Source organism: Levilactobacillus spicheri DSM 15429 (assembly GCF_001435095.1).
GTDB classification, from domain to species: domain Bacteria; phylum Bacillota; class Bacilli; order Lactobacillales; family Lactobacillaceae; genus Levilactobacillus; species Levilactobacillus spicheri.
The window spans coordinates 55,403-77,803 of record NZ_AZFC01000003.1; the positions used below are offsets into that span (position 1 = coordinate 55,403).

Below are 22,401 nucleotides of genomic sequence, written 5' to 3' on the forward strand. Positions count from 1 at the left end.
GAAGGGAATATTTGACTATGAAGCAATCAAAACTACTGATTCCGACCCTCAAAGAGGTGCCGAATGATGCGGAAGCGCTCAGCCATCAAATGATGTTGCGGGCGGGGTATATTCGTCAGGTGACCGCGGGGATGTACGCCTATCTCCCCTTAGCCTTTCGGGTACTGACCAACATTGAAACAATCATTCGCGAGGAAATGGATAAGATCGACGCGGTGGAGACCTTGATGCCCGCCGTTTTACCCGCTTCTTTGTGGCAGAAATCCGGTCGTTACGACACGTACGGTCCCAACTTGTTTAAGTTCAAGAACCGTCATGACAGTGACTTTATCTTGGCCCCGACGCACGAAGAAACGTACACCATGCTGGTGCGCGACGCCGTGAAGTCCTACAAGCGGTTGCCTCTAGTCATGTACCAAATCCAAGCCAAGTACCGGGATGAAGACCGTCCCCGATACGGTCTGTTACGGGGCCGGGAGTTCATCATGAAGGATGCCTACTCCTTCTCCCTGGACGATGCCGATCTGGATCGGATCTACAGCCAGATGGAAGGCGCCTACGAACGGATCTTCGACCGGATCGGCCTGAACTACCGGGCCATCGTGGGTGACGGTGGGGCCATGGGCGGCCAGGATTCGAAGGAATTCTCCGCCATCGCACCGGTCGGGGAAGACACGATTGCCTACTCCGACTCCTCCGACTACGCGGCTAACCTGGAGATGGCGAAGAGCCTCTTTATCAGCAAGAAGTCCCACGCGGCCTTAGCGGATCTGGAGAAGATCACCACACCGGGTGTGAAGAGTATCGACGACTTGGCGGCCTTCCTGAAGGTGGACGCTTCAACGTTGGTCAAGAGCATGCTCTACATGGCGGACAAGACCCAACCCGTGATGGTCTTGGTTCGTGGGGACCACGAAGTCAACGACGTCAAGCTGAAGAACTACCTGGGCGCCGACTTCTTGGAACCGGCAACGCCGGAAGACGCGCAGAATTACCTGGGGGCCAACTTTGGGTCCCTCGGGCCAGTTGGGGTCGGAGAAGACGTTAAGATCTTAGCCGACCAGTACGTGGGCGACATGGTCAACGTGGCCGTGGGCGCCAACGAAGACGGCCATCACTACATTAACGCCAACGTGGACCGGGACTTCCGGATCGACGCTTACGCCGACTTACGGACGGTTCAACCGGGCGACCTGTCTCCCGATGGTGCCGGGGTCCTGAAGTTCACGAAGGGGATCGAGATTGGTCACATCTTCAAGCTGGGGACCCGGTACTCCGATGCCTTAGGGGCCACGGTCTTAGACGAAAACGGCCGGCAAAAACCCGTTGTGATGGGGTGCTACGGAATCGGTGTGAGCCGGTTGCTGTCCGCCGTCGCCGAACAACGGGCCGACGATAAGGGCCTGGTTTGGCCACGGAACATCGCGCCGTTCGACATTCACCTGATTCCGGTCAACCTGAAGAAGGCCGACCAAGCCGACCTGACGGATGAGCTGGAACAACAGCTGACGGCCGCCGGTTACCGGGTCCTGACCGATGATCGTAAGGAACGCCCCGGTGTGAAGTTCGCCGACTCCGATTTGATGGGGATTCCGATGCGCATCACCGTCGGTAAGAAGGCCAGCGACGGCATCGTTGAAATCAAGATTCGGAAGACCGGCGAAACGGTCGAAGTCATTAAAGACGAAGTTGCTAGCACCCTTGAGATTTTATTCAAAGACATTGACTAGCCACGCCACGAAAAGACCAGCTGGTATTGCTGGTCTTTTTTAGACGCGTGGGTGAGTAGAGAGGAGTTTTCTTGTGGCCGAAGATCGTCATAGTTTATTTCAAAAACTCTTACAACAATTAGATTTAACGGATGTTGCGGATCAGCCGACGTTTCAACAGGCGACCCTGGAGAAGTTGACGGTGCACGAGCAATCCCGGCGCTGGCACTTTACCCTGCGCTTCCCGGAGATCCTGCCGTTTACGACCTTTGTCACCTTTCAACAGCATTTACAACTGGCCTTTCACGAAATCGCCACGGTCAGCGCAACGATTCAGGTGACCAATCCCCAGCTGACCAGCCGGGGACTGGGGGACTATTGGACCTGGGTGGTCAAGCACAGCGGGTTGACCAATAACCTGGTTCAGGATCTGAGCCAGTCGCAGGTCCCCGAGTTGGATACCGACGGCCGGGTCCTGCTGTACGCGCAAAATGAGGTCATGAAGAACTTCCTGCAGAACCAGGCCCTCGGGCCCCTGGAGGCGACCTACCGCCAGGCGGGGTTCCCGAAGTTCAACATCGTGGTCATGATCGACGAGTCCAAGTCACAGGCCAAGATCGATGAGTTCAAGGCCCGTCAAGAAAAGACGGACGCCCAGTTGGCTCAGCAGGCGGCCGCGGCCATCGCCAAGGCCAACCAGAAGCGGCAAAGCGACGGTGACGTGGTGGCCGCCAGCGGTCCGACCCAGATTGGGAAGACCATCAAGGGCGACCAGCCGGTCATGCGGATGGTCGATATCACCCAGGAGGAACGCTCCGTCATCATCGAAGGGTACGTCTTCGACAAGGAGGTCCGGAAGTTGCGTTCGGGACGGCAGCTGCTGACCCTGAAGATCACCGACTACACCTCCTCCATCGTGGTGAAGAAGTTCTCCCGGGGTGCCGAGGACGAGGCCCAATTTGCCGGTGTCGAAGAGGGCAGCTGGGTCAAGGTCCGGGGAAGCGTCCAGGAAGACAGCTTCATGCGTGACCTGGCGCTCAACGCCTACGACATCAACGAGGTAAAGCACGCCAGTCGACAGGACACGGAGCCCGCCGACCAGAAACGCGTCGAACTGCACCTGCACACGAACATGAGCCAGATGGACGCGACGAACGGCATCGGCGACTACGTGAAGCAGGCCCAGAAGTGGGGGATGCCCGCGCTAGGGATCACCGATCACGCCGACGTCCAGGGATTTCCGGCGGCCTTCAATGCGGCCTCTAAGGCGGGCGTTAAGATGCTCTACGGGGTCGAGGCCAACCTGGTGGACGATGGGGTGCCGATTGGCTACAACAGTGCCCACGTGCCCTTAGACGGCGCGACCTACGTGGTCTTCGACGTGGAAACCACCGGCCTTTCGGCGATTTACGACAAGGTCATCGAACTATCGGCGGTCAAGATGCAACACAAAAACGTGATCGACCAATTCGAGGAATTCATCGACCCCGGGTTCCCGTTGTCCGAACAGACCACGAACCTGACCAGTATCACGGACGACATGGTGGCCGGCTCGAAGACCGAAGAAGAGGTATTCAAGGCCTTCCGCGAGTTCTGCGGCGACGCCATCATCGTGGGACATAACGTCACGTTCGACGTGGGGTTCATGAACACCGGGTACCAGCGGCACGGTATGGACGAGATTGCCAACCCGATCATCGATACGCTGACCCTGGCCCGGTGGCTGTACCCGACGTTAAAGAGTTACCGGTTGAACACGTTGGCCAAACGCTTCCACGTCAGCCTGGAGCACCATCACCGAGCGGTCTACGATGCCGAGTCGACAGGGCACCTGAACTATCTGTTCCTGAAGGATGCCGAAGAACGGTACCACGTGCAGTTCCACGACCAATTGAACGACCACATGACCGATAACGATGCGTATAAGCACGCCCGCCCGAACCACGCCATCATCTATGCCCAGACGCAAGCGGGGCTGAAGAACCTCTTTAAGCTGGTCTCGGCCTCGAACGTGGACTACTTCTACCGGGTCCCGCGGGTTCCCCGTAGCGTGCTCGACCATTACCGTGAGGGCCTGTTAGTCGGTTCGGCCTGTTCGTCCGGTGAGGTCTTCACGGCGATGATGCAAAAGGGGAAGGTCGAGGCGGCCGCTAAGGCGAAGTACTACGACTACCTGGAAGTTCAACCACCGCAGGCCTACCAGCCATTACTGGATTCTAAGCTGATTGCCGACACGGATCATCTCCACGAAATCATTCAAAACATGATCCAGTTGGGGCACGACCTGAACAAGCCGGTGGTGGCGACCGGGGATGTCCATTACCTGAACCCCGTCGACGCCATCTACCGCAAGATCCTGATCCATTCGCAAGGGGGAGCCAATCCCCTGAACCGGCAGGAATTGCCACCGGTACCGTTCCTCTCGACCAACGAAATGCTGGAACAGTTCAGCTTTCTGGACGCGGCCACGGCACAGGAGATCGTGGTCACCAACACCCAAAAGATCGCCGACGAGATCGACGAGATCCATCCGTTAAAGGATAAGCTGTATACGCCGCGGATGGAGGGGGCCGAAGATGAAATTCGGGAACGGACCATGAACCAGGCCCACGCCTGGTACGGGGATCCGTTGCCCGAACTGGTCCAACACCGGGTCGACCGGGAACTGAAGTCGATCATCGGAAACGGGTTCTCCGTGATTTACCTGATTGCCCAACGGCTGGTAGCCAAGTCCAATAAGGACGGGTACCTGGTTGGGTCCCGGGGGTCCGTGGGGTCTAGTCTGGTCGCGACCTTGACCGGAATTACCGAAGTCAACCCCTTACCGCCCCATTACCGCTGCCCGAACTGCCAGTATTCCCACTTCTACACTAAGGGAGAGTACAGTTCCGGGTACGATTTGCCAGAGAAGAAGTGCCCCAAGTGTGGCACGTTGATGATCGGTGACGGCCACAACATCCCGTTTGAAACCTTCTTGGGCTTCAAGGGGAACAAGGTCCCCGATATCGATTTGAACTTCTCGGGGGACTACCAACCGATCGCCCACAACTACACCAAGGTCCTGTTCGGTGAAAAGAACGTGTACCGGGCCGGAACCATTGGTACCGTGGCCGATAAGACGGCCTACGGGTACGTGAAGGCCTACGAGCGGGACACGGAGCAGACATTCCGGGGGGCCGAGGTGGACCGCCTTGCCAAGGGCGCGACCGGGGTCAAACGGACGACCGGTCAACACCCGGCCGGGATCATCGTTGTGCCGGACTACATGGATATCTACGACTTTACGCCGATCCAGTACCCGGCCGACGACCAGAACGCGGCCTGGCAAACGACCCACTTCGATTTCCATTCGATCCACGATAACATCTTGAAAATCGATATTCTGGGACACGATGATCCGACCATGATCCGGACGCTGCAAGACTTGTCCGGGGTCGACCCGACGACCATTCCGATGGATGATCCGGGGGTCATGGCCCTGTTCTCCGGAACGGATTCGTTGGGCGTCACCCCCGAACAGATCCAGTCGAAGACCGGGACGCTTGGGGTGCCCGAATTCGGGACCCGTTTCGTCCGGGGGATGCTTGAACAGACCCATCCGAAGAACTACTCACAACTGCTGCAGATTTCCGGGCTGTCTCACGGAACCGACGTGTGGCTGGGGAACGCCGACGAGCTGATCAAGAACGGGACCGCCACCATCGCCAACGTGATTGGGTGTCGGGATAACATCATGACCGACTTGATCAACTATGGGCTGGACTCCGAAACCTCGTTCCAGATCATGGAACAGGTCCGGCACGGTCGGGGCATCAAGGACGAGTGGCAAGAGAAGATGCGCGAGACCGAGGTACCCCAGTGGTACATCGATTCCTGCCTGAAGATCAAGTACATGTTCCCCCGGGCGCACGCGGCGGCTTACGTGCTGATGGCGTTGCGGGTGGCGTACTTCAAGGTCTACTTCCCGATCATTTACTACGCGGCGTACTTCTCCGTGCGGGCCGACGATTTCGATATCGTGGCCATGTCGCAGGGCAAGAACGCGGTCAAGGCGGCCATGAAGGCCATCAATGACCAGGGGATGGACGCCTCCGCGAAGGACAAGAATCTCTTGACGGTCCTGGAACTGGCCAACGAAATGTTGGAACGGGGCTATAAGTTCAAGATGATCGACCTGAACAAGTCGGACGCGGCGGACTGGATCATTGAGGGGGATACCCTGATTGCTCCGTTCCGTTCGGCCCCTGGTCTGGGCCTGAACGTGGCGAAGCAGATTGTGGCGGCCCGGAACGACCGGCCGTTCATCTCGAAGGAAGATCTGGCCAAGCGGGGGAAGGTTTCCAAGACCCTGATTGACTTTATGACCGAAAACGGTGTGCTGCAAGGCTTGCCGGACGAAAATCAACTCAGCCTCTTCGATGACATGATGTAGGCGAAAGCAACTTTAAACCGGTTCACGGTTGAGACGGGTCCTGCGGGACGCCGCCCCAACTCGTGCGCCGGTTTTTTTGGAGCAATCAGCCGTTGGGACGGACCCCGTATTTGCCGGGTTTAAGTCGTGGTAAGCGCTTACAATAACGTTGGAATATGGTATACTGGATGTGAGGAATTCCAGTAGGTCACGTCATGGACAATCACGAAAGTAGGTGTTCACCATGTTACGGCAATTTACCCGGTTACCAGATGGTTGGATCTTCTTTGCAGGTTATTGTTTAATTGTGTTGGGCTATGTTTTTTGTGGGTTATTGACGAGTGTCGCCGCGACGCCATTTTTGGTGTTGGTCATCGCGTACTTCGCGGTTGCGTTCGCACTGACGGTGGTCAAGGTCGTGCAGCTGCGGCGCATGGAGCTGACCCAGTTAAACTTCTTGGTGTTCGAATTTATTACCATTGCGGGCTTCATCCTGATCCTGGCAACTTGCGAGTAACCGCGCAATAGTTGCAATCCCGCGGTACTTGTAGTAAAGTTAAGAATGTAGTTAAACTCGTTTTTTAAATGAGTGAGCAGTCAATGCTCACTCTTTTTAATGGAAAAATGTAGGAGGCGGAATATATTTGAGTACTGTCGTCGAGACCGTAACGAATTTGGTGCAACCCATCGTCGCTCATCATCAGTTTGACCTGGTGGATGTCGAATTCGTCAAGGAAGGCAAGAGCTGGTACCTGCGGATCTATATCGATAAGCCCGGAGGCATCAACATTGAAGAATGTGCTTTAGTGAGTGATGAAGTATCGGAGAAGTTAGACGCGCTCGATCCAGATCCCATTCCACAAGCGTATTTCTTGGAGGTGTCGTCACCGGGTGCCGAACGGCCACTGAAGAAGCCGGAAGACTTCGACCGGGCCGTGGGCGATTACATCCACGTGTCACTCTACCAAAAGATTGGGGCCAGCAAGGTTTACGAAGGAACGCTGGAAAAGCTGACCGCCGAAACCCTCTACCTGAAGGTGAACTTAAAGGGCCGGTTCAAAACGTTTGAGATTCCGCGCAAGGGGATTGCCCAAGCTCGGCTAGCCATCAAGTTCTAAAGTTAAGGAGCGAAAGACAACATGAGTAAAGAATTACTAGGTGCCCTCGACGTCTTAGAGACCGAGAAGGGAATCAAAAAAGAAGTGATCATCGAGGCCTTGGAAGCCGCGTTGGTTTCGGCTTACAAGCGAAACTACGATCAAGCCCAAAACGTGGAGGTCACTTTCGACCAACGCAAGGGTGACATCCACGTCTTCGCCGTCAAGAAGGTCGTTGACCAAGTCTACGACTCACGGCTGGAAGTGGGCTTAGACGACGCTTTAGCCATCAACAAGGGCTACGAACTGGGCGATGACATCAAGTTTGAGGTCACCCCGAAGAACTTTGGCCGGATCGCCGCGCAAACGGCCAAGCAGGTCATCATGCAACGGGTTCGGGAAGCCGAACGGACCAACATCTACGATCAATACAGCCAGTACGAAAACGAAATCGTGACCGGTGAAGTTGAACGGCAGGATTCCCGGTTCGTTTACGTGAACCTGGGCAAGGTCGAGGCCGTCATGGGTCGTCAAGACCAGATGCCCAACGAGACCTACCGGATTCACGACCGCATCAAGGTCTACGTGACCCGGGTCGAGAACGCCACCAAGGGTCCTCAGGTTTTCGTGAGTCGGACGGCCGCCGACCTGTTAAAGCGGTTGTTTGAACAAGAAGTGCCGGAAATCTACGACGGGACCGTCGAGATCATGGCAATCGCGCGTGAAGCGGGTGACCGGGCCAAGGTCGCGGTTCGCTCGAACAACCCCGACATCGATCCCGTGGGAACCAGTGTGGGTCCCCGGGGACAACGGGTCCAGACCATCGTGAACGAACTCGGTGGTGAAAACATGGACATCGTGGAATGGACCGACGATGAAGCGAAGTTTATCGCCAACGCGTTGAACCCCGCCGAAGTGTTGGACGTCATCTTTGACCCAAACAACGAACGCGCCTGTGAAGTGGTCGTGCCCGATTACCAGTTGTCGTTAGCGATTGGGAAGCGGGGGCAAAACGCCCGCTTGGCCGCTAAGTTGACGGGCTACAAGATTGATATTAAATCAGAATCTGAAGCATCTGCTATAATGGAAGCAGATCAAGCTGCTGCGGACGCCACGGCGGAAGCTGACACCTCAGCGCCAGCCCCGGCTGACGACGAGGCATCGGTCAGCGAGCCGGCCCCGGACGTGACCCCGACATCGACGGATGATGGGGATGTGGACGACACGACCGACGCACCCACGTCAACGGATGACGTGGCATCTGCTGACCCAACGTCAGCGGCGGCTGATACGGATGATCAGTCAGCCGACTAGGCGACCGTTAAAGGAGGTTTCACGGCATGAAACAGCGTAAGATCCCGATGCGTAAAGATATCGTAACGGGAGAGATGGCCCCGAAGAAGCAGTTGGTGCGGGTCGTTCGGAATCAAGACCAAGAGGTCAGCATTGACCCCACGGGGAAGATGTCGGGACGGGGCGCCTACATTGCCTTGGACGTGGCCATTGCCAAGCGGGCCAAGCAAGAACGGACCTTTGACCACGTGTTCAGCGTGAAGATCGATGATCAGTTCTACGATGACCTGATTGCGTATGTGGATCACCAACAGGCTCGACGGGAATTATTCGACCATGACTAATTCACAACGAGCCTTACAGTTATTAGGATTGGTCCGGCGCGCAGGGAAACTTGTGACCGGCGAATCCTTCGTACTGGGCGCCATCCGGGACGGATCAGCCAAGTTGGTCTTGCTAGCCAGTGACACGGGCGCTAGCAGCCAGAAGCAGTTCCGGGACAAGGCCGCCAGTTACGGGGTTCCATTGAACGAAGCATTTACTAAAGACCAGTTGAGTACGGCCATTGGGTCCGCACGCACGGTTATAGCCATCACCGATCCGGGATTCGTCCGGAAGTTACAACAATTGCTTGCTGATTAGCCCTGACGTTCTCGCGATCGATGTGATTTTAAGGAGAGTGAAGATATGGGGAAAAAGCGAATTTACGAACTTGCTAAAGAAATTAACGTCTCCAGTAAACAACTTATCGCGAAGGCCGAGGAAAAGGGCTTTCCGGTAAAAAATCATATGTCAACGCTCGGCGAGAACGAAGAACGTCAGCTACGGGCCGCTTTTAAGCCCAAGGCCGCTCATCAGTCAACGCAAGCGACCGGTCATGCACACCGGTCGACGACCACGGCCCGTGGTGGTCAATCGACGGGGAAGCCCGTCCAACGGTCTACGGACCGCGCGGCGCACGCCTCAGCTAAGCCACAACAAAAACAGGCGGCTCGGCCGGCCCAACAGAACCAGGGTCAACAGAGCAACCGAACAACCAGTAACGCGCAACACAATAAAAATAATGGCCAGACCGGAGCGCAACACGGGACGCACAACTCCGGCACCGGCAGATTTGGTGGAAGCTTGAATAATAATACAAACAATAATAACGGCCGTCGGGGCGGCAGCAGCAATGGCCGCGGTGGACGGAATAACCGGAACAACCGCAATAACCGACGTCGTAACAACAATAATAACCGCTACAAGAAGAACCAACGAATCAAAGACACGAACCAACATAAGGGCGCGCCAGAACGGAAGAACAAGGCGTTACCAGAAACGTTGGTCTACACGGACGGCATGAACGCCCAAGACTTGGCGAAGTTACTTCACCGCTCATCGGCGGAAATCGTCAAGAAGCTCTTTATGCTCGGGGTCATGGTCAACCAAAACCAGTCCCTGGATAAGGACACGATTGAGATCTTAGCCTCCGATTACGGCATTGCCGCGAAGGAAAAGGTCCAAGTCGACGTTTCCGATATCGACAAGGCCTTCGATGCCGAGATGGCCAACACCAAGCACCTGGTAACGCGGGCTCCCGTTGTGACCATCATGGGCCACGTTGACCACGGGAAGACGACCCTGTTGGACCACTTACGGCACTCCCACATTACGGCGGGTGAAGCTGGTGGGATCACCCAAGCCATTGGGGCTTATCAAGTCCACTACAATGACAAGCTGATCACCTTCCTGGATACGCCAGGACACGCAGCCTTCACCGAGATGCGGGCCCGTGGGGCGGAAATCACCGACATCACGATCCTGGTCGTGGCGGCGGACGATGGTGTGATGCCGCAAACGATTGAAGCCATTCACCATGCGAAGGCGGCTGGTACGCCGATCATCGTGGCGGTCAACAAGATCGATAAGCCGGGTGCGAACCCGAACCACGTGATGGAACAGTTGACGGAATACGAACTGATTCCGGAAGACTGGGGTGGCGACACCATCTTCGTGAACATTTCCGCGAAGTTTGGCAAGAACATCGATGAGTTGCTCGACATGATCTTACTGCAGTCCGAAGTCATGGAATTAAAGGCCAACCCGGATCAAAACGGGGCCGGTTCCGTGATTGAAGCCCGGTTGGATCAGGGGAAGGGCTCCGTTGCGACCTTACTGGTCCAACAAGGGACCTTACACGTCGGCGATCCAATAGTGGTCGGCAATACCTTCGGTCGGGTCCGGACGATGACCAACGAACGGGGTCGCGCCATTAAGAGCGCCGTACCAGCAACGCCCGTTGAGATTACCGGGTTGAACGATGTTCCCGAAGCCGGGGACCGGTTCGTGGTCTTTGACGACGAAAAGACGGCCCGGGCCGCTGGTGAAGAACGGGCCAAGGAAGCCTTGGTCAAGGAACGCCAGAATACCAGTCACGTGACGCTCGACAACCTGTTCGACTCCCTTAAGGAAGGCGAAATGAAGGAAGTCGACGTCATCATCAAGGCGGACGTTCAAGGGTCCGTTGAGGCCCTGGTCGGCAGCTTGAAGAAGATCGAAGTTTCCGGTGTCCGGGTCAACATTATTCACTCGGCCGTTGGGGCCATCAACGAAAGTGATGTGACCTTGGCCGAAGCCTCGAACGCCATCATCATTGGGTTCAACGTGCGGCCAACGCCACAAGCCCGGTCGCAAGCCGACAGTGACAAGGTCGACATCCGGTTGCACAACGTCATCTACAACGCCATCGATGAAATCGAAGCGGCGATGAAGGGGATGCTGGAACCAACCTACGAAGAACAAGTGATTGGTCAAGTCGAAGTTCGGCAGATCTATCACGCTTCGAAGGTCGGCACGATTGCCGGTGGGATGGTCACCGATGGCAAGATTACGTCCGACAGTGACGTCCGGTTGATTCGTGACGGCGTCGTGATCTATCAAGGCAAGCTGGGAAGCTTGAAGCGGTTCAAGGACGACGTGAAGGAAGTTAAGCAGGGTTACGAACTTGGATTTACGATTGAAAACTACAACGACATCAAGGTTGATGACGTGGTTGAAGCGTACGTCATGAAGGAAGTTCCTGTTAAATAAAGGACGGAGGCACAACGTAAAATGGCACAATATCGAGTTGGTCGCTTGGAACAAGAGATCCAGCGGGAAGTTACGGACATCCTGTTAAAGCGGGTCCGTGATCCACGCGTCGAAGGCGTTACCGTTACGGGTGTGGAAGTAACTGGTGACTTGCAAGAAGCCACGATTTACTACAGTATTCTGTCGGACAAGGCGTCCTCTGCCGAGAAGACGGCGCAAGGACTGAAGAAGGCCACGGGTCTGATTCGTTCCGAGCTGGGTTCGCGGTTGAGCATCTACAAGACGCCGGAACTGACTTTCGAACAGGATAAATCCGTTCAATACGGTAGCCGGATCGATGAACTATTGAATGATCTCCATCACCAAGAAAAGTAAGGGTGCACGGAGTTGAAGGGACGCTGGCCCGCGTTTTGGGGGTCGGGCGTCCTTTTTTTGAAATGGGAGGAAACCAACGATGAACGGAATTATTCCGCTGTATAAGCCCCGGGGCGTGACCAGCTTCGACTGTATCGCGAAGTTGCGACACATCCTGCAGACCAAAAAGGTCGGGCATAGTGGGACCCTGGATCCCAGCGTGGACGGGGTCCTGCCCATCTGTATCGGACCGGCGACCAAGGTCGTGCCCTACCTGATGGCTTCCGGTAAGGTCTACCGGGGAACGGTGACCCTGGGCTTTGCCACGACGACCGAGGACCTGGACGGCGAGGTGGTCGACCGGCAAGCGCTGACGGCACCCTTTAGCGCGGCCGATTTACAAGCCGCTGCCGCGACCCTGACGGGGACCATCCAGCAAACGCCGCCGATGTACTCGGCAGTCAAGGTCCACGGGCGCAAACTCTACGAATACGCACGGGCGGGCGAGACCGTCGAACGGCCGACCCGTACCGTGACGGTCCACGACTTTGCCCTGCAGGGAGCGGGGACCTTTGACGCGACCGCGGGGACCCAGACCGTGGACTTCGAGATCAGCTGTTCGAAGGGGACCTATGTGCGGACCCTCGCCGTCGACCTGGGACGCCACCTGGGGGTTCCGGCCGTGATGGCGTCCTTGACGCGGTTGAAGAGCGGGGGGTTCACCCTGGACCAGACGGTGACGTTGGACCAGGTCGCCGTGGCCAAGGACCAAGGGACCTTAGACCAGGTCTTGCGGCCCATCGACTACGCCTTGCGGGACTACCCACAGGTGGCGTTGACGGAACGGGTCTGGAAATTGGTCAAAAATGGAGTCTGGTTGACCCCCGACGAGGTCGCCGATCACACCGAACCCGTTTTGGCCCTGCGCTTCAATGACGAGACGAAGTGTCTCTACCAGTGGTCGGAGCAGAAACACGCGTATAAACCGCTGAAAATGTTTACGGTCAACTAACGTAAGGAGACGTGACAGATGGAAGTTATTCGAATACATCATCCGCTCGATACCCGGCAGATCCCGAAGGACCCGGTCGTATTGGCCATGGGATTCTTCGACGGCGTGCACCGGGGCCATCAGGCGGTGATCAAACGCGCTAAGGCGTTGGCCCGGGCGCAGGGCGTTAAGTTAGCCGTCCTGACGTACGACCATCATCCGGCGCTGGTCTACCGGCCCTTGACGGCCGATGACCGCAAGTACCTGAGTACGCCCCAGCGCAAGCTCCAGCAGTTGGAGCGGTTGGGGGTCGACCGGGTCTTTCTGGTGACCTATACGGGCGACTTTGCGGCCCAGACGCCCCAGGAGTTCGTGGACCATTACCTGGTCGCCTTTCATACGACGACCGCGGTGGCGGGCTTCGATCACACATACGGGCCCAAGGACATCGCGACGATGGCGCGGCTGCCCGAATATGCCCGCAGCCGCTTCAAGGTCGTGACGGTGCCCGAGGAGACGGCGACCACGGCGAAGATCAGTTCGACCCGGATTCGGCAGGCGATGAAGGCCGGGCAGATCGACACCGTCAACGACCTGCTGGGGTATACCTACCGCAGCAGTGGCCTGGTGGTGCACGGCGAGGCCCGGGGACGGACAATCGGGTACCCGACGGCCAACGTTTTAGCTCCCGAAAATGAATGGGTGCCGGGAATTGGCATCTATACGGCCCGGCTCAAGGTCGGGGCCATCTGGTACCCGGGGATGGTCTCCGTGGGGCGTAACGTGACCTTTGGGGACGACCGGCCCATCACGGTCGAGATGAACCTGTTGGACTATCACGGGAACCTGTACGGCGAACCGGTCGAGGTAGAATGGCACCACCGGTTACGCGGCGAGGTCAAGTTCGCCGATGCCGATGAACTGGTCGCCCAGCTAAAAAAGGACGAGGCCGCCACGCGAACGTACTTCACGCAGCTGGCCCAACGGGAATAATGATCAAGTCAGTGCGTTAACGGACGGGTGGCTGACGGGGGGGTGTAGCCCTCGTCAGCCCCGTGATGCCCGTTTTGGTACTACCTATTCAAAGAGACTCATGGGGGGTCGTGACGTTGGTCACGGCCCCTTTAATGTGAGCGAATCATGGCAGTCCAGTTGACCGTCATTGGCAGGCCCCAATCAGGTCATCTTTACGGGGCCAAATGACCGGAATATCCCTTGACAAAAACTTTTTTAGCACTTACCCTGCCGGATTGCTAAATTTCTTGCCAGATTTCTTGACTTAAAAACCGGGTTTTGCTACATTATATATGTGTCTTAGCACTTAGTAAGTTTGAGTGCTAAAAAAGGGGTGATTGTGATGCTGTCAGAAAGACAGATGATGATTCTGCGAGCCGTTGTCCGTGATTTCACTAACAGTGGTGTTCCAGTGGGATCCAAGGCACTAGCTAAGCAGTTACCCATCCACGTGAGCTCAGCGACCATTCGGAATGAGATGGCGGCGCTGGAGGAGCAGGGCTTGATTCGAAAGACGCATTCGTCGTCCGGACGGGTCCCGTCGGTGGAAGGTTACCGGTATTACGTTGATCATTTGGTCAAGCCGGATCCGTTGCGGCCGAACGACCTGAACATGATTCAGTCCTCGTTGGGCGGCGACTTCCACAAAATCGACGAGATCATTTCCCAGTCGGCTACGATTCTTTCCAACCTGACCAGCTACACGGCGTTTACGTTGAAGCCGGAACTGAAGGACAGTCGCTTGAGCGGCTTCCGGTTGGTTCCGCTGGGTCGTCGTCAGGTGATGGCGATTCTGGTAACGGATAGTGGCGACGTGGAGAACCAAACGTTTGACGTGACCGAGGCGGTAACGGGCGAACAACTCGAAGCCGTCGTTCGCCTGATCAACGATCAATTGGTCGGGTTAACGCTACCGGAGGTTCTCAAGAAGCTGCAGACGGACATTCCGGTCAAGATTGCCAGTTATCTCCAGAGTCCGGAAGGGTTCCTGGATATCTTCGGCAACGTCTTGACCAAGGCAGCTCAGGAACGCTTCTACGTTGGTGGGCGACTCAACCTGCTGAACTTTTCGGAAGATCATGACGTGGACTCCCTCAAGTCGTTGTATTCGTTGATCGATAAGACCGACGACATTGCCGACGTCTTGGGGCAACCACGGGATAACATCTCCGTTCAAATTGGTAACGAAATGACCAATGACGCTCTGCGGAATTATAGCTTGATTACCGCAACGTACGACGTTGATCAACACGGTCGCGGGATGATTGCTATCCTGGGGCCGACGCGAATGCCATATTCTCGGATGATCGGGTTGTTAGGCGCGTTTCGAGAGGAACTCGCCAAGAAACTGCTCGATTATTATCGCTACTATGACGAGTAACAGAAAGGAAGGGGTTCAATCGTGGCTGATAAGCAACCAACATCTGCCGAAGACCAAAAGCAGGCCACGGCTGACGACCAAGTAAAGGCAACCGCCCAAGCAAAGCCAGCAGCCGATGACGCAGCTAAACAACCGACAGACCACAAGCAGCAAGCCCAGCAGCCGGATCCAACGGCGGCCAAGCTTGCGGCACTGACGCAAAAGTCCGCTGAGATGGAAGACAAGTATCTGCGGGCCGAAGCCGAAATTCAAAATATGCAAACCCGGTTTGAAAAGGAGCAGGCGACGCTGATCAAGTACGACGGTCAGCAGCTTGCTAAGGACATCTTACCCGTGATCGATAACCTGGAACGGGCCCTGGCCGTCGAAGCCGACGACGAGGCCGCCAAGGGTATCAAGAAGGGGGTTGAGATGACCTACAATCACTTGGAAGACGCCTTGAAGCGGAACCACGTGACGGAGATTGGTGCGTTGGGCGAGACCTTTGACCCGACCAAGCACCAAGCGGTTCAGACCGTGCCCGCCTCGGATGACCAACCGGCGGAAACCGTGGCACAAGTGCTTCAGAAGGGTTACCAACTGAAGGACCGGGTGTTACGCCCAGCCATGGTGGTTGTTGCACAGTAATCCAAATCAAAAAATAAACGAAAAAGAGGGAATTTTTGATGGCAAGCAACAAAATTATCGGGATTGACTTAGGGACGACGAACTCAGCCGTTGCCGTTCTAGAAGGTAGTACCCCAAAGATTATCGCGAACAAGGAAGGCGCTCGGACGACGCCATCCGTTGTCGCTTTTAAAGATGGCGAAACACAAGTTGGTGAAGTTGCCAAGCGGCAAGCCATCACCAACCCGAACACGATCTCATCCATCAAGAGTCACATGGGTGAAGCGGGCTACAAGGTCAGCGTTGATGGCAAGGACTACACGCCAGAACAAATCTCAGCGATGATCTTACAACACTTAAAGTCCTTCGCTGAAGACTACATTGGCGACACGGTCGACAAGGCCGTCATCACCGTGCCAGCTTACTTCAACGATGCCCAACGGCAAGCAACCAAGGATGCCGGTAAGATCGCCGGTCTGAACGTTGAACGGATCATCAACGAACCAACGGCCGCTGCCTTGGCTTACGGCCTGGACAAGCAAGATAAAGACGAAAAGATCATGGTCTACGACTTGGGTGGTGGGACCTTCGATGTGTCCATCCTGGACTTAGGGGATGGCGTCTTCGATGTCTTATCGACCAACGGTGACACTCACTTAGGTGGGGACGACTTTGACCAAAAGATCATGGACTGGTTGATCGCCGGCTTCAAGGACGAAAATGGCGTCGACTTGTCCAAGGACAAGATGGCCTTACAACGGTTAAAGGATGCCGCTGAAAAGGCGAAGAAGGACCTCTCTGGGGTCACCGAAGCGTCCATCAGCTTGCCATTTATCTCTGCCGGCGACAACGGCCCACTGCACTTGGAAAAGACCTTGACGCGGGCGAAGTTCAACGAATTAACGGCTGACCTGGTCGACAAGACCCGGATCCCCGTTGAAAATGCGTTGAAGGATGCCGACCTGCAGGCCAGCGACGTAGACGTCGTCATCTTAAACGGTGGGTCCACCCGGATTCCAGCCGTGCAAGAAGCCGTTCAAAAGTGGACGGGTAAGGAACCAAGTCACTCCATCAACCCTGACGAAGCCGTTGCCTTAGGTGCCGCGGTTCAAGGTGGGGTCATCACCGGTGATGTGAAGGACGTTGTGCTGTTGGATGTTACGCCATTGTCCTTGGGGATCGAAACCATGGGTGGCGTCTTCACCAAGTTGATCGACCGGAACACGACGATTCCAACCAGCAAGTCCCAAGTCTTCTCGACGGCTGCGGATAACCAACCAGCCGTGGACATCCACGTCTTACAAGGTGAACGGCCAATGGCTGCGGACAACAAGACGTTGGGGAACTTCCAACTGACGGACATTCCAGCCGCTCCTCGTGGGGTTCCTCAAATTCAAGTGACCTTCGATATCGATAAGAACGGGATCGTGAACGTCTCCGCTAAGGACATGGGCACGAACAAGGAACAAAAGATCACCATCAAGAGTTCCGACGGCCTGTCCGACGACGAAATCGAAAAGATGATGAAGGAAGCCAAGGAAAACGAAGCTTCTGACAAGCAACGGAAGGAAGAAGTCGACACCAAGAACGAAGTTGACCAATTACTCTTCCAGACCGATAAGACCCTGAAGGAAGTTAAGGGCAAGGTTTCCGACGACGAGATCAAGAAGGCGGAAGACGCTCGGGATGCCTTGAAGAAGGCTCAAGAAGCCAACAACCTGGACGACATGAAGAGCAAGAAGGATGACCTGACCAAGATCATCCAAGACCTCTCCGTGAAGTTGTATCAACAGGCCCAAAACGCCCAAGGTGGCGCTAACGGCGCGGCTGATGCGGGTGCTCAAGGTCAGACCAACTCGGATAACAACGGCGGTAAGGGCGACGACAATACCGTTGACGGGGACTTCCACGAAGTTCACGACGACGATAACAAGTAAGCCGACCGTAAAACTTGACGATAAGTTAGGGCAAAAAGCCAGAGTCCGCGGGGCTTTGGCTTTTTGTTTCGAGATATGCTATTCTTACTAATAGCTTTTAGATTGGGAGGAAAACGATGGCGCAAGAGGACTTATACGGTGTCCTGGGCGTGTCCAAGGACGCCAGTCAAGACGAGATAAAAAAGGCCTACCGGAAGTTATCCAAGAAGTATCATCCGGACCTCAATAAGGCGCCCGACGCCGCGGAGAAGTTTAAGGAAGTTCAAGACGCTTACGACGTTTTGGGCGACAAGGAGAAACGGCAGAACTATGACCAATACGGGTCAGCCGATGGCGCGCAAGGCGGCTTCGGTGGCTTTGGCGGTCAACAAGCCGGTGGCTTCGGCGGTTTCGGCGGCGGTAGCGGCGGTTTTGACGACATCTTCAACCAGTTCTTTGGTGGGGGTGGCCAACGAAATCCGAACGCACCACGGCCTGGTCGGGACCTCCAGTACCAGATGACCCTCAAGTTTGAGGAAGCCATCTTTGGGAAGAAGACCAAGATCACCTACACGCGTGAGGCACAGTGTCATACCTGTGGGGGGAACGGGGCTAAGCCCGGGACCTCGCCGGTGACCTGCCAACGGTGTGGGGGAACGGGTTACGTGACGACGGTCACCAACACGCCGCTTGGTCGGATGCAGAGTCAACAACCTTGCCCGGTCTGCCACGGAACGGGTCAGGAAATCAAGGAAAAGTGCCCGACCTGTGGGGGCTCTGGTCACGAAGAACAACGGCATGAGGTCGAAGTGACGATCCCAGCCGGGGTCGACGATGGCCAACAGATGCGCTTACAGGGTCAGGGTGAAGCCGGTCAAAATGGCGGTGGCTATGGCGACCTCTTCATTATTTTCCAAGTGCAGCCTAGCAAGGACTTCCGTCGTGACGGCACGGAAATCTACTTTGATCAAAACATCTCGTTCGTGCAAGCGGCCATGGGTGATGAGATCACGGTTAAGACCGTGCACGGCGACGTCAAGCTTAAGGTGCCCGCTGGTACCCAGGGTGGCACGACCTTCCGCTTACGGGGCAAGGGTGCGCCACGGCTGCGGGGCAACGGCAACGGTGACGAACACGTCACGGTCAAGGTCGTTACGCCGAAGAACCTGAACAAGGGTCAGCGCGACGCCTTACGGGACTTTGCGAAGGCCAGCGGCGAAAACGTCGCGGGCTCGGGCAAGGGCAACCTGTTTGACAAGATGCGCGACAAGTTTAACGACAACTAACGGATCAACTGAATTTGCGTGGCGGACGGGAGACCATCTCGCCACGAACCCATCAAGGCTACTGAAAATGTTCAGTAGCCTTTTTTGGGCCACTCAATTAACTAAATTGACGCAGAAAATGAAAAGAAACCCTTAAGGTTGAGGGGTGTTGTTTGCAATCCGGTTTTGGCAATGATAATCTCAAACTATAAACAATAACCGGAAAGACATCGGTTGTTGCCTACAGTTTTAAGGGCATCAGGGACTGTCCAAGCTGTATTTTGAACGATGATCGACTTCGGGGATGAAAGACTTCATCAGTCGACAAGAGAGTTGGGGGTGAAACTCATGTGGACGAAGTGGCTGGCAATTTGGCATCAGCCAGTGGTCGCCTTTATTGGCTGGACCATCTTCTACTTTGCAATTTTAATGGCGTTAGTTTATTTATATGGCTATAGTGGCCTAAACAGCACGACATTTATTTACAATGAGTTTTAGTCGGAGTACCGTGAGGACGGTAATTCTTTGGGGGGATAAACAGTGATAAAAAATATGGTCACCGCGATTGATCAAATCGCGCAAACGGACCCAGACCGCTTAATGTACGACGATTTGGGTCACACGAACACGTACGGAGAATTAAAACGTTACTCGGATGCGTTGGCGGCTCGGCTGGATGCCTTGAAACTGCCCCGTGAGGCGCCCATCCTGGTCTACGGTGGACAGACGTTCACGATGTTGGCCACGTTCTTAGGAATTACCAAGAGCGGCCACGCCTACGTGCCCATCGACACGCACTCGCCGTTGGAACGCATCACGACCATTGACGAGATTGCGAAGCCGGCCGCGGTGGTGGCGGTCGAAGCCTTACCCACCACGTTACCCGATACCCTGGTGATCACCCCGGACGACCTGGAAGCCATCTTTGGCCAACCGGCGCCCGATTACGTGGCGGATCACGCGGTCAGTGGGGATGAGACCTACTACATCATCTTCACGTCGGGAACCACGGGGAAACCCAAGGGGGTTCAGATTTCACACGCGAACCTGTTGAGCTACGTGAACTGGATGCTGAGTGACGATTTCGACTTGCCACAGCACCCTCGGTCATTGTCACAGGCCCCGTACTCGTTTGACCTGTCCGTGATGGACTGGGGGCCGACCTTGGCCAGCGGTGGGACGTTAGTGGCGTTGCCGAAGCAGGTCACGGATAACTTCAAGGCCTTGTTTGAGACGTTGCCGCAGATGGACCTGAACGTTTGGGTCTCGACGCCGTCCTTTATGGACATTTGCTTACTGGAGCCAACGTTTGACGCGGCCCATTATCCAAATCTGCAACGGTTCCTGTTCTGTGGGGAGGAATTGACCCACGCGACGGCAGCCACGTTACACAACCGTTTCCCAGCGGCCCGGATCTTTAACACGTACGGCCCCACGGAAACCACGGTGGCGGTCACACAGGTCGAGATTACCGACCAGATTCTGGCGGACTATCCGCGCCTGCCGATTGGCTACGTTAAGGACGACACGACAATCAAGGTGGTCGATGACCAATTGAACGAAGTCGCGGCCGGGACCGAAGGCGAGTTGCTGATCTACGGACCGTCGATGTCGAAGGGTTACCTGCACAATCCGGAAAAGACGGCCAAGGCGTTTATCGACTGGCACGGCCAGCGCGTCTACCGCTCCGGTGACTTAGGGGTCCAACTGGATAACGGCTTGATCATGTACCGGGGGCGGACCGACTTCCAGATCAAGCTGCACGGGTACCGGATCGAGTTGGAAGAAGTGAACCACTACTTGTCCCAAGAGGCCCACATCAAAGCCGGGGTGGCGGTGCCACGTTACGATCGCAACCATAAGGTCAACCAGTTGATTGCCTGGATCGTTCCGGAGCAGACTGAGCTGACCGAGTTGAACTTAACCAAGGCGATTAAGGAAAACTTACAGGGTGGCGATATGATGGAATACATGATTCCACAACGCTTTGTGTACAAGGATAGCTTACCGATGACCCCCAACGGCAAGATTGACATCAAGTCTATTATTGCCGAGGTCAACCAGTAATGCTATCGTTTGAACCATACGGGAACCCCACCTATTTCGCCTTATTAGGGGTTGCCCTATTGCCGCTCATGATTGGGCTGCTTTACGGTAAACGTTCACGACTGTACGAGACGTTAATTTCGATTTTCTTCCTGATCCTGACGTTCGGGGGTCCCAAGTGGACGCAAGGAATCGCCTTGATCATCTACATCTTGTACGAAGTGGCGTTAACCTGGGGGTACGCTGTTTATCGTAAGCAGAAGAACTCTGGTCCGGTGTTCTACCTGATGGTGATCCTGGCCATCCTGCCGCTGACCATCGTCAAGGTCACGCCGGCGGTGGAGAACGGGCAGGCATCACTCATCGGGTTCCTGGGGATCAGTTACCTGACGTTCCGGGCCGTTCAGACCATGATGGAAACGCGGGACGGGACGTTGAAGGACTACAACATCATGACGTTCCTACAGTTCATGCTGTTCTTCCCAACGATCTCATCCGGGCCCATCGACCGGTACCGGCGTTTCGAACAGGATTACCGGACGGTTCCCAGTCGTGAGAAATACCTGGGCATGATTCAAAAGGGGGTCCGCTACATCTTTGTGGGCTTCCTGTACAAGTTCCTGTTGGCGTACTACTTCGGGACGATTTTGATGCCGAAGTTGCAAATCATGGCTATGCATTCCCGGGGTGGGTTTATGGACCTGTCCTGGCCAGTGCTGGGGTACATGTACGCTTACAGTGCGGATTTGTTCTTTGACTTTGCCGGGTACAGTTTATTCGCTGTTGGGACGTCCTACCTGATGGGTATCGAGACGCCGATGAACTTTAAGCAACCCTGGCGTTCGCCGAACATCAAGGACTTCTGGAACCGGTGGCACATTACGTTGTCCTTCTGGTTCCGGGACTTCATCTACATGCGGTTGGTCTTCTGGTTCATGAAGCACCGCATGTTCAAGAGCCCGCGGACGACCGCCAACGTGACCTACATCATTAACATGTTGGTCATGGGGTTCTGGCACGGGGTCACTTGGTACTACATCACCTATGGGTTGTTCCATGGGGTGGCCCTGGTGGTCAACGATGCCTGGTTGCGGTACAAGAAGAAGCACCGGGAAAGCGTACCGCACAACCGCTTTACGCAGCTGTTTGCCATCTTCTTGACGGCGAACTTGGTCTGCTTTAGTTTCCTGATCTTCTCAGGATTCTTAAATACACTCTGGTTTACCAAATAATAAAAAACAATGGA

At 55.5% G+C, this 22,401-nt stretch carries 18 protein-coding genes; all 18 read left to right on the forward strand.

The features are described 5' to 3' along the window. The first annotated feature begins 17 nt into the window (after window positions 1-17). The 18 genes from FD37_RS01775 (at window position 18) to dltB (ending at window position 22,387) form a co-directional block, all read left to right on the forward strand. Entirely contained in the window at window positions 18-1,730 is a 1,713-nt protein-coding gene (locus FD37_RS01775; protein WP_056963040.1) for a proline--tRNA ligase, read from the forward strand. Window positions 1,731-1,803: 73 nt separating this feature from the next. After that, the gene (locus FD37_RS01780; protein WP_056963042.1) at window positions 1,804-6,141 is read left to right on the forward strand and encodes a PolC-type DNA polymerase III; all 4,338 of its coding nucleotides are present in this window, start codon (window positions 1,804-1,806) and stop codon (window positions 6,139-6,141) included. Window positions 6,142-6,364: 223 nt separating this feature from the next. Further along, window positions 6,365-6,637, forward strand: coding sequence for a hypothetical protein (locus FD37_RS01785; RefSeq protein ID WP_056963044.1), 273 nt, complete (start codon window positions 6,365-6,367; stop codon window positions 6,635-6,637). 127 nt (window positions 6,638-6,764) lie between these two features. Further along, a complete protein-coding gene (gene rimP, locus FD37_RS01790) occupies window positions 6,765-7,238 on the forward strand; it encodes a ribosome maturation factor RimP (RefSeq protein WP_045807914.1) in 474 nt (157 codons plus the stop codon). 21 nt (window positions 7,239-7,259) lie between these two features. Beyond that, window positions 7,260-8,531, forward strand: coding sequence for a transcription termination factor NusA (gene nusA, locus FD37_RS01795; RefSeq protein WP_056963046.1), 1,272 nt, complete (start codon window positions 7,260-7,262; stop codon window positions 8,529-8,531). 26 nt (window positions 8,532-8,557) lie between these two features. Beyond that, the gene (gene rnpM, locus FD37_RS01800; protein ID WP_045807912.1) at window positions 8,558-8,854 is read left to right on the forward strand and encodes an RNase P modulator RnpM; all 297 of its coding nucleotides are present in this window, start codon (window positions 8,558-8,560) and stop codon (window positions 8,852-8,854) included. Continuing rightward, a complete protein-coding gene (locus FD37_RS01805) occupies window positions 8,847-9,152 on the forward strand; it encodes a L7Ae/L30e/S12e/Gadd45 family ribosomal protein (protein WP_045807911.1) in 306 nt (101 codons plus the stop codon). Before rnpM ends, FD37_RS01805 begins: the two co-directional genes overlap by 8 nt. Before the next feature lie 45 nt (window positions 9,153-9,197). Then, window positions 9,198-11,582, forward strand: coding sequence for a translation initiation factor IF-2 (gene infB, locus FD37_RS01810; RefSeq protein WP_056963049.1), 2,385 nt, complete (start codon window positions 9,198-9,200; stop codon window positions 11,580-11,582). A gap of 21 nt (window positions 11,583-11,603) precedes the next feature. Then, on the forward strand, window positions 11,604-11,957 hold the full coding sequence (gene rbfA, locus FD37_RS01815) for a 30S ribosome-binding factor RbfA (RefSeq protein ID WP_045807909.1): 354 nt from the start codon (window positions 11,604-11,606) through the stop codon (window positions 11,955-11,957). Between the two features lie 79 nt (window positions 11,958-12,036). Beyond that, window positions 12,037-12,948, forward strand: coding sequence for a tRNA pseudouridine(55) synthase TruB (truB, locus tag FD37_RS01820; RefSeq protein ID WP_056963051.1), 912 nt, complete (start codon window positions 12,037-12,039; stop codon window positions 12,946-12,948). An 18-nt stretch (window positions 12,949-12,966) separates the two neighbouring features. Next, window positions 12,967-13,920: a riboflavin biosynthesis protein RibF gene (gene ribF, locus FD37_RS01825; RefSeq protein WP_056963053.1), complete on the forward strand. Its 954-nt coding sequence runs from the start codon at window positions 12,967-12,969 to the stop codon at window positions 13,918-13,920. Window positions 13,921-14,284: 364 nt separating this feature from the next. Continuing rightward, window positions 14,285-15,322, forward strand: coding sequence for a heat-inducible transcriptional repressor HrcA (gene hrcA / locus FD37_RS01830; protein WP_045807906.1), 1,038 nt, complete (start codon window positions 14,285-14,287; stop codon window positions 15,320-15,322). Window positions 15,323-15,343: 21 nt separating this feature from the next. Beyond that, window positions 15,344-15,949 carry a nucleotide exchange factor GrpE gene (gene grpE / locus FD37_RS01835; RefSeq protein WP_045807905.1) on the forward strand — a complete coding sequence of 202 codons (606 nt, stop codon included), beginning with the start codon at window positions 15,344-15,346 and terminating at the stop codon, window positions 15,947-15,949. 38 nt (window positions 15,950-15,987) lie between these two features. Further along, window positions 15,988-17,865, forward strand: coding sequence for a molecular chaperone DnaK (gene dnaK / locus FD37_RS01840; RefSeq protein WP_045807904.1), 1,878 nt, complete (start codon window positions 15,988-15,990; stop codon window positions 17,863-17,865). 116 nt (window positions 17,866-17,981) lie between these two features. Continuing rightward, window positions 17,982-19,130, forward strand: coding sequence for a molecular chaperone DnaJ (gene dnaJ, locus FD37_RS01845; RefSeq protein ID WP_056963055.1), 1,149 nt, complete (start codon window positions 17,982-17,984; stop codon window positions 19,128-19,130). Between the two features lie 327 nt (window positions 19,131-19,457). After that, entirely contained in the window at window positions 19,458-19,607 is a 150-nt protein-coding gene (locus tag FD37_RS01850; protein WP_045807902.1) for a teichoic acid D-Ala incorporation-associated protein DltX, read from the forward strand. 42 nt (window positions 19,608-19,649) lie between these two features. Beyond that, window positions 19,650-21,176: a D-alanine--poly(phosphoribitol) ligase subunit DltA gene (gene dltA, locus FD37_RS01855; protein ID WP_082078067.1), complete on the forward strand. Its 1,527-nt coding sequence runs from the start codon at window positions 19,650-19,652 to the stop codon at window positions 21,174-21,176. Next, window positions 21,176-22,387: a D-alanyl-lipoteichoic acid biosynthesis protein DltB gene (dltB, locus tag FD37_RS01860; protein ID WP_045807900.1), complete on the forward strand. Its 1,212-nt coding sequence runs from the start codon at window positions 21,176-21,178 to the stop codon at window positions 22,385-22,387. The genes dltA and dltB overlap by 1 nt, the downstream gene beginning before the upstream one ends. Window positions 22,388-22,401: the final 14 nt, after the last annotated feature.

Excerpts from the sequence above, each read along its gene's own strand:
- FD37_RS01775 (WP_056963040.1), top strand. The coding sequence starts at position 18 with ATGAAGCAATCAAAACTACTGATTCCGACCCTCAAAGAGGTGCCGAAT.
- FD37_RS01785 (WP_056963044.1), top strand. The coding sequence starts at position 6,365 with ATGTTACGGCAATTTACCCGGTTACCAGATGGTTGGATCTTCTTTGCA.
- nusA (WP_056963046.1), top strand. The coding sequence starts at position 7,260 with ATGAGTAAAGAATTACTAGGTGCCCTCGACGTCTTAGAGACCGAGAAG.
- rnpM (WP_045807912.1), top strand. The coding sequence starts at position 8,558 with ATGAAACAGCGTAAGATCCCGATGCGTAAAGATATCGTAACGGGAGAG.
- FD37_RS01805 (WP_045807911.1), top strand. The coding sequence starts at position 8,847 with ATGACTAATTCACAACGAGCCTTACAGTTATTAGGATTGGTCCGGCGC.
- infB (WP_056963049.1), top strand. The coding sequence starts at position 9,198 with ATGGGGAAAAAGCGAATTTACGAACTTGCTAAAGAAATTAACGTCTCC.
- rbfA (WP_045807909.1), top strand. The coding sequence starts at position 11,604 with ATGGCACAATATCGAGTTGGTCGCTTGGAACAAGAGATCCAGCGGGAA.
- truB (WP_056963051.1), top strand. The coding sequence starts at position 12,037 with ATGAACGGAATTATTCCGCTGTATAAGCCCCGGGGCGTGACCAGCTTC.
- ribF (WP_056963053.1), top strand. The coding sequence starts at position 12,967 with ATGGAAGTTATTCGAATACATCATCCGCTCGATACCCGGCAGATCCCG.
- hrcA (WP_045807906.1), top strand. The coding sequence starts at position 14,285 with ATGCTGTCAGAAAGACAGATGATGATTCTGCGAGCCGTTGTCCGTGAT.
- dnaK (WP_045807904.1), top strand. The coding sequence starts at position 15,988 with ATGGCAAGCAACAAAATTATCGGGATTGACTTAGGGACGACGAACTCA.
- dnaJ (WP_056963055.1), top strand. The coding sequence starts at position 17,982 with ATGGCGCAAGAGGACTTATACGGTGTCCTGGGCGTGTCCAAGGACGCC.
- FD37_RS01850 (WP_045807902.1), top strand. The coding sequence starts at position 19,458 with ATGTGGACGAAGTGGCTGGCAATTTGGCATCAGCCAGTGGTCGCCTTT.
- dltB (WP_045807900.1), top strand. The coding sequence starts at position 21,176 with ATGCTATCGTTTGAACCATACGGGAACCCCACCTATTTCGCCTTATTA.